Below are 11,548 nucleotides of genomic sequence, written 5' to 3' on the forward strand. Positions count from 1 at the left end.
GTAGAGCGCCGGGCCGGCGGCAGGAGAGTCTTCGCCGCAGATTCAATCTTCGAACGAAAGGCTTTCCATGCGCGCCAACGACAATTTGCTGTCCGGACCCATTGCCGATGAACTGACGCCGCTGGAAATTTCCCAGGCCGTCCTCCAGGGCGAAGAAAATCCGAACACCGCGCGGCCGCTCACGCCGCTCGAGCAGGCCGCCACGGGCATCGGAACAGGCAGCGGACAACGCTCGTCGCTAGCCCGCATCCTGTGCAGCCCCGCGGTGGCCTGGGGTGCCGCGGCCATGGCGGGCCTGGGCCTGCTCGCCGCGCTGGCCTATGCGAAGCGGGAGCCCACGCCCAGGCCCTGACGCCGCCGGCGAAGGCGGGCAACCAGAACCCGCCTCACTACACTGCTGCGGATGAGCCTTCCCCCTCCACCGCATCGCGTGCGAGAAGACCACCTCGTTTCCTACTTCCTGAGCGGCAATGCCATGCGCAGCCGCAGCGTGAGCGATGTGGTGCTGTCGGGCAGGGTCGATGTGCCTGCGCCTCCCGCGCGCCTGGTTGCGGATTGGGAGCGCGAGGTTTCCTCGCGGCTGGCGCTGGAGCCCGGCGATGTCGAGCCCTTGCCCCTGGCGCGTGCGCGTGCGCGCTGGCCGGACTACCGGCGCTGCGTGCAGGCCATGTCCGACTGGACCCGCGCCATCGGCGTGCCCGAAGCGCTCCTTGCCTCCAGCGAAGTCGCCCTCATGGCCTGCCGCGGCGCCAGCTACCACCATGACGGCGCGCAATACGGCGCCGCGGCCTTCTGCAATCTGTTCCTCTGCGAAGACAAGGAACTGGATGTGCACTTTCCGTTGACGGGCCACCGGATTCCGCTCGCCCGCGGCACGGTCCTGATGTTCGACACCGGCCAGCCGCACGCCGTCGTCGAGCGTGGCAGCAGCGGCTTCGACGCGGCCCGCTTCGCTCCCGGGCGCGACTGCACCCAGGTGTTCCTGAGTTGGGAGCTTCCGATCGAGGATGTGCATGTCGGGCGCGCGCTTCGCATTGCCTTCGACATCGACGCGCGAACCGCGTCGCAGCTCGCAGACGAGCAGGTCCGCGTCAATGGCGAGCCGGCCAGCCTGTGCCCGGATTCCGGCCGGTGGCGGCGCCCCGGCTGAGCGACAGGCAGGCACGCCGTCATCGCCGCTACATCGCGGTGTCACAGCTCTTTCTTAGGCTGGAGGCCCTCCAACCGCCTCGAGAAAAAAGGAGTGCCTCCATCCATGCATCCACGATTCATCCTGCGCGCGCCGCTCGCGCTGTCGGTACTGGCCCTTGCATTGACCGCCTGTGGCGGCGGTGATGGTGGAGGCGGCGGGGGCTTCAGCGGCGCTGCTGCCACGTCGGGCAATGCGCCTGGCTCGGCCCCGACCCCTGCAGGCACGGCCGGCAAGACCGATGCAGCCTCGCCCGGCGCGGGCAGCGAGCCCAGCGTGAGCTACGCGCCCTGACGCCCCATCGCATTCCGGCATCCTCAAGAATCAAGACGAACCCCGCCATGACCACACGCCGCAAGTTTCTCCAGACCGCCACCGGCTCCGGCATTGCCGCCGCCACGCTGGCCACCTTTCCACCCAGCATCCGCCGCGCGCTGGCCATCCCCGCGCACCACGAGACCGGCACCATCAAGGACGTCAAGCACGTCGTGCTGCTGATGCAGGAGAACCGCTCCTTCGACAGCTATTTCGGCACCTTCAAGGGCGTGCGCGGCTACGGCGACCGCTTTGCCGTGCCGGCACCCAACGGCAAGACCATCTTCCACCAGACCTACACCAAGACCACGCCGCCCAGCACCTACACGCCCTACCGGCTCGACGAAAGCCAGGGCAACGCGCAGCGCGCGGGCAGCACGCCGCACGGCTGGTCCGACTCGCAGGCCGCATGGGACCACGGCCGCATGTTCAAGTGGCCCGACGTCAAGAACCTGCTGTCGATGGGCTACTACGACACCGCCGAGGTGCCGTTCCAGCGCGCGCTGGCCGAGGCCTTCACGCTGTGCGACCACTACCACTGCGGCATGCACACCGGCACCATCGCGAACCGCCTGTTCTACTGGAGCGGCACCAATGGCCCGAACGGCATCAGCCCCGCCGACGGCAGCAAGGTGCAGCTTGCGGTGCTCAACAACCAGTTCAACGCGGGCAACGACATCGGCGCATCCACCGAAGGCTGGACCTGGACCACCTATGCCGACCGGCTCGAGAAGGCCGGTGTGAAATGGAAGGTCTACCAGAGCCTGATCGACAACTTCGGCTGCAACGAGATGATGAGCTTTCGCCACTGGCGCACCGCCATCGAGCAGATGCCGGCGGCGCGCCGCCCCGTCTACGTTCCCGCGACCGACATCACGCAGCCGGTCACCGCGGCCGGGCCGTTCTATGACCCGGCCATCGACGATGCGCTCAGCCCGCTCGCCAAGGGCTTCGGCAACACCATGCCGCAGGGCTTTCTCGAAACCTTCCGCGAGGACATCCGCAACGGCACCTTGCCTGCGGTGTCGTGGATCATTTCGCCGTCGGCCTACAGCGAGCACCCCGGACCATCGAGCCCGGCCAAGGGCGGCTGGTACGTGCAGGAAGTGCTGGACGCGCTGACCTCCAACCCCGAGGTCTGGAGCAAGACCGTGCTGCTCATCAACTTCGACGAGAACGACGGCTTCTTCGACCACCTGCCGTCGCCCGCGGTGCCCTCGCGCAACCCCGACGGCTCGCTGGCCGGCGCCACCACGCTGGCCGAGGCCGACACGGCCCTCGAGTACCACAACTACACGCCGGCCACGCCCAAGCAGCCCGCCATGGACGGCCGCCCCTACGGCCCCGGCCCGCGCGTGCCGATGTGGGTGGTCTCGCCCTGGAGCCGCGGCGGCTGGGTCAACTCGCAGGTCTGCGACCACACCTCCACGCTCATGTTTTTGGAGAAGTGCTTCGGCGTGGCCGAGCCGCAGATCAGCAAGTACCGCCGCGCCGTCTGCAGCGACCTCACGAGCGCCTTCAACTTCGGGCGACCCAACGACGAACCGCTGCCCACGCTGGCCGGCCGCAAGACCAAGGCCGAGGCCGATGCGCTGACTGCTGCGCAGGAGGCGCTGCCGAAGATCGTCCCGGCGGCCGACGCCGACCTGCCGGTGCAGGCCACTGGCGTGCGCCCCTCGCGCGCGCTGCCCTACGAGCTGCACACCAGTGCGCGCAGCGATGCGCTCAACGGCCGCGTCCAGCTGCTGTTCGCCAACAGCGGCCGGGCCGCCGCCGTGTTCCACGTCTACGACAAGCTGCACCTGTCGGACCGCCTGCCGCGCCGCTACGTGGTGGAGCCCGGCAAGCAGCTCGACGGTTACTGGAGCGCCATGGCCGACGACGCCGGCCTGTACGACCTGTGGGTGCTCGGCCCCAACGGCTTTCACCGCCAGTTCAAGGGCGACCTGAACCGGCTGCGCGCCGGCAGCGCGCCCGCGCCCGAGATCCGCGTGGGCTACGACGCGCGCCGCGGCGACCTCTACCTGCAGATGCGCAACGATGGCCGGCGCGACTGCCGCTTCACCGTGCAGCCCAACAAGGCCTACCCGCGTCCCGACGCCTACCAGGCCGGCGGCAGGGACCGCAACGGCGGCAACGGGCACGGCAACGATGGACATGGCAGCGACGACAAGGGCACCTACGGCCACAACCCCGACGGCTCGTGGAGCATCCGCGTCAAGGGCGGCGGCGAGACCGGCATGCGCTGGAGCCTCGACGCGAGCGGCCAGTGGTACGACTTCGTCGTGACCTGCGATGCCGATCCTTCCTTCTACCGGCGCCTGGCCGGCCGCATCGAGACCGGGCGGCATTCGGTGAGCGATCCGGCCATGGGCCTGCAGGACCGCTTCTGACCCGGCAGCGGGCTGCTGCTACGGCAGCAGCCTGGCGATCGCATCGGCGAACGACGGAATGTCGGTCTCGGTGTGCGTCGTCGAGTAGGTGGTCTCGGTGATCGACAGGCCCGGGTAGCCTCGGGCCAGAAGCCGCGCGTGCATTCGGCCCACAGGTTCGAAGTTGCACTCGACCGGCTTGTCGCAGCGCGTGAGAACCAGCGTTGCCGGCAAGGGCCGGTCGCCCAGCGCATCGTGCATTCGCTGCTCGAGGTCTTCGTACTCGGCCGTCTGGAAGTCGAACGCGGCTTCGAACGCCAGGAAGTGCGAGAACACCAGGCTGCCTGCCGCCCCCTCGAGGAACAGCGCGATGCCGGCCATGCTCCCGCTCAGCGACAGCCCGGTCAGCAGGCGCTGCCCTGCGTCGGCGCGGTACTTCGACTCGACGAACGGCACCAGTTCGAGCGCGAGGAAGTCGTGGTACGGCACGGCGCCCGGCATCGTGTAGTCCTGCTCGCGGCGCGCCGAGCCGCCGATGCCGACCAGGATCGCTTCGGTGCGGTGCTGCTCGAGGATGTTCCTGAGGTCTGAAAACCGCGTGTTGGGCGGATTGAAGACCCCGTCGGCGTCCATTGCGTAGATGACCGGATAGGCCGCCGAGCCGCCGTCGTAGGAGGCCGGCAGGTAGATCTCGAGTGCGTAGCTTGCGCCTGTCTTGGCCGAGGTGATGGTGTCGGAAACGACGCGGCTGGCGGCGGGCGGCGATTCGGCGGGCGTCGCGGGGGGCTCGGGTACCGGTGCTGGCGCTGGCTCGGGCGGCGCGGCCGGCGTATCGGGCGGCGGTGCAACGGTGGCCACCGGCACGAAGGCGCCACCGCCGCCTCCGCCACCTCCGCCGCAGCTCCACATTCCGAGCGCGAGCGCCCAGCTTCCGGCCCCTACGAACGCACGCATCCTTTGCCCAAGCTGCATCGGAGTTTTCCTCGAACCTGGTGCTTGAAGAGGCGCATCAGGGGCGTCGCGCCAAGGAAAAAAAGCGCCGGCCCGACGCGGACTTTTTCAGGATGCCACGGGAAGCCGTGGCTGCAGCGCTCTTCGGGGTAGCTGGAAAACGAAAAAGTCGTATCCATCCCAGGCGGGCACGAGGGTTGGCGGGCCGCGCGTCATCGGGGAGGCACTTACACTCCGGCCATGAGAAGCGCAAGGGATGTTCAATGCGGCCTGCAGCCCGTGGTGGAGCTGCGGAAAGAGGCTGCGTCGTACGCCTATTCCGTTCGCGCGCCGCGTTCGAAGGGCGTCATCCCGCCCAGCTCGTACAGCAACGGCGGCTTCTCGACGCTCGCCGACTGCCTGCTCGACGTGGCGCGCGCACTCGGTGGGGACTTCAAACGCATCTACGTGCGCCTGGACGGCTACTGCGTTGGAGAGCGCGATATCGCCGAACTGCGCCATGGGCCGCAAGAGGTCGCGGCCGCCCTGAGGGCTGCCTGCGACGCGATTGCGAGCGCCGCCGAAGCGGGTGCCGCCGCATCGGAAGCCAACGATCCCTGAGCACGGCCCCTGCGCGATGCGAGCTGAACCTGCGGGCCGATCCGGGTGCCTTTCTGCACCGTTTGTCATTCGCGGAAGCTACAGTCAGGTTCCGAACCATGAGGAGGCAGTCGCATGAGCTACGACTTGATGGTGTTTGCAGTGGAAGCCGCGCCCAAGGACCGGGCCGCATTTCTCGAGTGGTATGAAGGCCATGCCGAATGGGCGGAAGGGCATTCCTACGACAACCCGGATGTGAGCACGCCTGCATTGAGGGCTTGGTTCCTGGAAATGATCCAGTCCTACCCCGCCATGAATGGCCCGTTTTCGCCCGAAGAGTTTCCGGAGGACGACGCCGCCGTGACCGACTACAGCGTCGGGCGGGAAGTGATCTATGCGGCATTCGCGTGGTCGAAGGCTGAAGCGGCCTATGACGCCGTTGTCGCCGTTGCCGCGAAGCACGGGGTCGGGTTCTTCAATGCGAGCTCGGACGGCGCGGAGGTTTGGCTTCCCGACGGCAAGGGCGGCTTGCAACTGGCGCACTCCGCGTGAAGGTCCCGCAGGTTCTCGACGACGACACCAGCCAGACCGCCAATCCCGCCGCCATCAACAGGCGCATATCGCGGGCGTGGCGTCGTCCGGCGCATGAGACGCGATGGCGGCCGAGTTGGCTCGCGAGCCTGTCAGCGGCTATTGCAACGAACTTTGATGCGGTGCGCCGGGGCAGGAGCGATGCGCCTCATCTTGGGATGTTGCTCGGGCGGGCCCCTGCGTCTTCCTCGGATTCCTTCCACGCCGCCCAGCACTGTTGGCTGCAGCATGGCCACCAACCGAGCGGACCGCACTCTGCGGCCTCGCCGCAACCCGTTCGGCACCAGACGGTGTGCCTCCGCGACGCAGGCGCGCTGGCTTGATGCGGCCTTCGGCCCAACTGCCTCACCACCAACGCGAACGGCGTCCCCTCCACGGGCCGGTCCATCACTTGTCGTCCTTGGGATCGCTTGTCTGCTGCCAGTTCGTGTCGCCGAATGAACTGCGCTTGATGATCGGCATGATCTCGCCCTTCTCGAAGTAGCGCCGACTGTCCAACTGGGCCGGGGTGAACCACCAGCCGGCCTGCGGGCAGGGCTCGCCGCCGGGTATGAGAGGCTTCCTTTTCGAGCCTGCATTACGGCCTTCGTCGGGCGAGGGCTTGCGACGCTGTTCCGCACTGGGCCAGTCGCTGTCGTCGTCGAAGCGGCGCATCCAGTGCAATGAGCTCTCGTAGCCGAAACGGGGATTGGGGTCGCCGTCCCATGGGTCGAGCGTGTTGAGGTTCAGTTCGTCGCAGCGGATCGGGCGAATCAGGCGGTTCGCCTTGACCAGCACATCGGGCACGCCATCTTCCACCGGGTACAGATCGAGGTTGCCCAATTCGATCCAGAGGCCGTTGGCGGCGTCGGGATTGAGCTTGTCTCGCGGGTAGGGAACCGAGGTGATCTTGATGCGCGGGTCGGCCAGTTCGACACGGATCTGATGTTCGGGCTTGCCCAGCTTGCGCTGCCATACAGGCGAGAGCATGAAGGACCAAGTGGGTGGCCGCAGGCCTGCGCCGAGGTCAGAGGGAAGCACGATGCCAGTCTCGTCGGGAACATTGGCATGAAATCCCATCTTGAACGGATGATCAATGTCTAAGCCGTAGAAATAGTCGGCACAGATGCGCTCCAGCACGTCTGACTCGTACGCCCCCATCACGCCTAGACCGCCGTTCCCCACCTCGTAGCCCATGTACGCCTGCTCGGGCCGAAGCGACTTGATGCAGTCGAGCACGAAGTCCCGCCATCGTGCCTGGTTGCCATCCTCGTACCAGTCGTAGCAAAAGACCAGTTTGAGAGTGCTAAAGCACTGCCAGTGGTTATGAGTTACCTGGGCAGAATACGACCACAGCGGTGAAGAATCGGGCGACTCCATGTCAGTGGCCATCAAGAAGAAGGTCTCAAACTCTTCTTGGTGATGCTTTGCTTCGGCCCGAAGATCGGTCGGAAACCGCTTATCTCCTGCGTTGAGCCAAACCTGCGTGCGCGACTTGAACACCTTCTTGATGGGTTCGTCGACGATTCGGCCGAAGCGCTCCCAGATGTCGATGAACTTGTCCGCGACCGCCATGTAATCCTCGGGCCGGTGGTACACATAGAAGGTCACGTACGGGCAGATGCCCAACTCCCGACCTGGGTAGCCATAGAACCACTGCGGAGCGATCTTGCTCTCGCGGACAAATTTCTCTATCTCTTCGGGTTGAAGGAATAGTTCTGCTGTGCTCATCAAATGCCTCGTTTTCTGCTGTGCCGCGACCTACCGCTGGACTTCTCCGATTTCTGTTGCTTCGGCTCTTCCTTTTTCTCGTGCTCCGACGGCGTGTCCGGCTCCTTTTTTCCATGCACTGCAATGTCCTCGGGGTAGCGGAACAGCGACAGCCGGCCGCCCGAGTTCACGGGCTTGTTCTGAAAGCGAATTGCCGCTCTTTCTGTCTTGACAATAGCGGCTCGTCTGAGCATCTGGTTGTATGCGACGAACTGCGCAGCTTCGATCCGATCCCCCGGGAACTTGATCTCCACAATAGCGAAGATGTTGCCCTTGTCAGGCCGCTGATGCCGGTACTCCGAGATCATGAGGTCGGCCGCGATGCTGCCCTTGCGGTACTGGAACGGGCTGGGATAGAACGGATTGATTTTCCCCAGCCGCTGCAGCTTGGTGGCCTCTTCCACGGGATGATCGTCGAAGGATGGCGGCGGTCCGAAGTTCACCTCGCATTTCAACGGGCTGGCCCAGCTCAGGCACTCGTCCACGAACTCGAACAGCAGGTTGACCGCCAGCTGCTTCAACCTGATCACGAAGAACTCCTCGAGCTCCACATCGGTCAACTGCTCGACCGACATCGACAGCAGTTCCTCGATGATCTCGCGCTTGGCCCTGGGCAGATCCTTGATCGATACGCCCTTCTTTTTCCGAAGGCTCAGCACCGGCATGCGGTCGGCCGCGGCGCACACCTGGGTGATGGCATCGCGGAATGGAATCTTCTGCTCGATGGCCGCATTGATGGTGGCATCCGTGGCGCCGCGGCCGGCGGCCTTGCGCGTGTTCTGCCCCTGCGGGTCGGCGGCCTCGAGGGCCAGCAGGATCGCGACTTCCTCCTTCTCCTCGATCTTCTGCGCGATCTCGTCCTGGATGCTCTGGATGACCTTGCGAACCTCCTCCTTGGCCTTGCCGATGTCCTTGCCGTATTTTTCGACCCCTTCGTACAGTTCTTCGGCCAGCTCGCCCAATTCATGAACCGTGATGGCGAGGGCGATCAGCTCGAGCACGCCCCAGACGATGGCGGGTACCGGCATTACGCGGCCTCGCTTCCAGGAGCTCTGCCTGGTGCCGGCGCGCTACGGGCTTCGGCTTGTCCGGCCCTGGCCTCCAGCACGGACGACCAGTTCTCCGTCACTCGCTCGCTCTCGCGCATGATCGACTTGTAGCCCTTCAGACCGATGGCCATCTCGCTGTTGACCAGGCGGGTCTGGCCGGCCTTGGACGTATCGCCACTTTCCAGCAACTTGCGCTGCTGGTCATGGATTTCGTAGGCGTAGCCCTCGAAGGGGCGGTTGTCGGTCTTGAAGAGTTGGTAGTCGGCCTTGTACGGACCCAGGTCGAGATTGGGGAGCTTCAGTTCGATCGATGGCACCGGCACGCTCTTCGGCCCCACCATCGAATGCGAAGCCGCATGCGCACGCCACAGGCCATTGGTGCCGCTCTCGATGCCGCCGGCCGTCCAGCGCGTGTAGCTGGAGCCGCCGTTGACGAGCACCTCCTCCTTGGCCGTGATGGTGATCCGGCTGGCCTCCAGCTTGATGTCCAGCTTGGCCAGCGCGTTGATGCTGTCCCTGAGCGCCGTGAGGTCGATGTCCGCCGCCGCCGCCGCCATGCGGATGCCGTTGTTGAAGGCGACCATGCGCACCGCATCCTTGGCGCTCACCAGGAAGCTGTTGCCCGTGGCCACGCTGGTGTGCGCGCCGCTCGTGAGGGCCGTGTGTTCCACGCTCACGAGGTGGGTGCTCGCGGCCGTGGTGGCCTGGATGCCCGCGGGGCTCGCCAAGGTCAGGTGCGGCTCCTGGAACTCCGGGAACTCGCCCTGGCCCGGCCTGCCGCCGCTTCCCTTGATCGCGTCGTTCTGCGCCTTCAGCGCCCGGGCCACCTCGTCCTGGTCGCCCGCCTCGTGCGCCTGGGCCTGCTGCGCCACCTGCGCCAGGCTCTCGTGCAGGTCGCGCCCCTGCGTGAGCCGCGCCACCGTCTCGCGCATGTCGGTGATGTGGCCCTGCGCATTGGCGCGCGCCTCGGTGCTCAGCAGCAGGCCCCGGGCGGCGCGCAGTGCGCCATGGCCGTCGGTGCGCAGCTCGAAGCCCTGGCCCCGGTCGTCCTTGCGCCCGGCCGTGTCCTCGATGCGGCCGACATGGCCCAGGCTCAGGCTGGAGCTCTGGTGGTCGCTCTTGAGCTGGGCCTGCACCTTGCCCGTGGAATCGTCCAGCGCCAGGTGGTTGCTGCGCCCGCCGCCCAACTCGCGGCTGCGCAGGCCCGTGAGCTGCTTCTGCTGGGGCAGCTGCCAGGCCGGCATCTCGTCGGCGTTGTGCACCCGGCCGGTGACGATCGGGTAATCGGGGTCGCCGTTGAGGAAATCGACGATCACCTCCTGCCCGATGCGCGGCAGCGCGGCCGCGCCGAAGCTGGCGCCGGCCCAGGATGTGGACACGCGCAGCCAGCAGCTCGCGTTCTCGTTACGCTGGCCGAGCCGATCCCAGTGGAACTGCACCTTGATGCGGCCGTAGCGGTCGGTCCAGATCTCCTCGCCCGCGGGGCCGACCACCATCGCCGTCTGCGGGCCGCGGGTGCGCGGCTTGGGCGTGCTGCGTTGCGGGCGCCAGGCGTAGCTCGTGGGCTGGGCCTCGAAGGCGAAGCGCTGCACCGAGCCTTCGGAGGCATCCACCCCTTCGCTGGCCTGCAGGTTCTCCTGCAGCTCGTAGTCGACGGCCAGCAGCAGGTGCTGGCGGTTCTGGTCGTCGCGCGGGTGGTGCGTGAGCCTGAAGAGGTGGCCCGGGGCCAGGTCGCGCCGGTTGGAACGGCCGCTGGCCCGGCTGCGCTGGCTCAGCTGCTCCTCGGTGCGGATGCGCGCACAGGTCTCGCCGTCCTCGTGCTGCAGGTGGTCGCCCGGCCATTCGTAGCGCTCGAAGCCGTCGTGCGCGTGGCCCGGGGGCATCTGGCGGCGGCTGGCGAGGTCGGCCTGGGGCTTCTCGAAGTCGTAGTGGTTGCGAAAGTGGTGGCCCGGGCGGATCTCCTCGGCCTGCGCCCATTCGGTGATGCGCTCGCTGGCCTCCAGCCCGCCGGTCATGCCGGCCTTCTCGTGCGGGTGGTAGCGCACGGCCTCGCCGCCGGGCAAGGGGGCATGGGCGCTGGCGATGTCGTCGGCGAAGACCAGCACCTGCTGCCCGGCCTCGTGGCGAAACCAGTAGTAGATGCCTTCGTGTTCGCACAGGCGCGAGACGAAGTCGAAGTCGCTCTCGTGGTACTGCACGCAGTAGGTCCAGGGGCGGTAGCTGCGGTGGAGCTTCTGCTCCATCGGGTGGCCGTAGCGGCCCAGCACGGCCGCAACGATCTCGGGCACGGTCTGGTCCTGGAAGATGCGGAAGTCGGAGCGGCGCGTGGCCAGCCAGAGCCAGGGGCGCAGCCGCATCTCGTAGAAGGCCTGGCGGTCGTCTTCGTGCGACAGGCCGAAGCGGGTGACAAGGCCGGCGAGGTAGCGCGGGGCGCCGCTCTCGGTTTCCATCACGACGGTGGCGGGCTGGCCCAGCAGGGCCTTCGCGTCGATGGCGTTGCTGCTGCCCAGCAGCTCGAGGTCGAAGGCATAGGCCTGGCTGAGCGCCTCGCGCCCGGCCAGCCGGTGGAATTGCAGTGCCTCGCCCAGCGGCGAGTGCAGGATGGCGCGCCTTCTCATGGACGCGGACGAACCACGGGCGCGGGCGAGCGGGCTCGCGCGATCGAACATTGACATGAAAGCTCCCTGGCCGCCCTCAGAGGCTGGGGGGCCGTTTTGTTGGGAGATTATGTAAGCCGCTGTTGCAGGCCCGGA

Annotated in this window: 10 protein-coding genes; 6 read left to right on the forward strand and 4 right to left on the reverse strand. The window is 66.9% G+C overall.

Going from position 1 to position 11,548, the window contains the following annotated elements; translation table 11 throughout:
- Positions 1–67: 67 nt before the first annotated feature.
- From ACAM54_RS04150 to ACAM54_RS04165, 4 genes are all read left to right on the forward strand, one after another.
- Positions 68–352, forward strand: a complete 285-nt coding sequence (locus ACAM54_RS04150) for a hypothetical protein (RefSeq protein WP_369649936.1) — start codon at positions 68–70, stop codon at positions 350–352.
- A gap of 51 nt (positions 353–403) precedes the next feature.
- Positions 404–1,150, forward strand: coding sequence for a hypothetical protein (locus ACAM54_RS04155; protein WP_369649937.1), 747 nt, complete (start codon positions 404–406; stop codon positions 1,148–1,150).
- Between the two features lie 105 nt (positions 1,151–1,255).
- Positions 1,256–1,483 (forward strand): hypothetical protein, encoded by a 228-nt coding sequence (locus tag ACAM54_RS04160; RefSeq protein WP_369649938.1) that lies wholly within the window; start codon positions 1,256–1,258, stop codon positions 1,481–1,483.
- A 47-nt stretch (positions 1,484–1,530) separates the two neighbouring features.
- Positions 1,531–3,897 (forward strand): phosphocholine-specific phospholipase C, encoded by a 2,367-nt coding sequence (locus tag ACAM54_RS04165; protein ID WP_369649939.1) that lies wholly within the window; start codon positions 1,531–1,533, stop codon positions 3,895–3,897.
- Positions 3,898–3,915: 18 nt separating this feature from the next.
- On the opposite strand, the gene ACAM54_RS04170 is transcribed toward ACAM54_RS04165, so the two are convergent.
- Complete coding sequence (locus ACAM54_RS04170) at positions 3,916–4,830, reverse strand: alpha/beta hydrolase (RefSeq protein ID WP_369649940.1); 915 nt, start codon at positions 4,828–4,830, stop codon at positions 3,916–3,918.
- 237 nt (positions 4,831–5,067) lie between these two features.
- Here ACAM54_RS04170 and ACAM54_RS04175 point away from each other — a divergent pair, with 237 nt between their 5' ends.
- Both ACAM54_RS04175 and ACAM54_RS04180 read left to right on the forward strand, forming a co-directional pair.
- A complete protein-coding gene (locus ACAM54_RS04175; RefSeq protein WP_145740618.1) occupies positions 5,068–5,427 on the forward strand; it encodes a hypothetical protein in 360 nt (119 codons plus the stop codon).
- Positions 5,428–5,541: 114 nt separating this feature from the next.
- The gene (locus ACAM54_RS04180) at positions 5,542–5,958 is read left to right on the forward strand and encodes a hypothetical protein (protein ID WP_369649941.1); all 417 of its coding nucleotides are present in this window, start codon (positions 5,542–5,544) and stop codon (positions 5,956–5,958) included.
- 426 nt (positions 5,959–6,384) lie between these two features.
- On the opposite strand, the gene ACAM54_RS04185 is transcribed toward ACAM54_RS04180, so the two are convergent.
- From ACAM54_RS04185 to ACAM54_RS04195, 3 genes are read right to left on the reverse strand one after another with little or no spacing between them, the layout of a single operon-like run.
- Positions 6,385–7,707 (reverse strand): hypothetical protein, encoded by a 1,323-nt coding sequence (locus ACAM54_RS04185; protein ID WP_369649942.1) that lies wholly within the window; start codon positions 7,705–7,707, stop codon positions 6,385–6,387.
- On the reverse strand, positions 7,707–8,747 hold the full coding sequence (locus ACAM54_RS04190; RefSeq protein WP_369649943.1) for a hypothetical protein: 1,041 nt from the start codon (positions 8,745–8,747) through the stop codon (positions 7,707–7,709). The genes ACAM54_RS04185 and ACAM54_RS04190 overlap by 1 nt, the downstream gene beginning before the upstream one ends.
- A gap of 26 nt (positions 8,748–8,773) precedes the next feature.
- On the reverse strand, positions 8,774–11,413 hold the full coding sequence (locus ACAM54_RS04195; RefSeq protein ID WP_369650945.1) for a type VI secretion system Vgr family protein: 2,640 nt from the start codon (positions 11,411–11,413) through the stop codon (positions 8,774–8,776).
- Between the last annotated feature and the right edge of the window lie 135 nt (positions 11,414–11,548).

The sequence above is a fragment of the Variovorax sp. V93 genome, from assembly GCF_041154485.1.
Taxonomy (GTDB): Bacteria; Pseudomonadota; Gammaproteobacteria; order Burkholderiales; family Burkholderiaceae_C; genus Variovorax; species Variovorax beijingensis_A.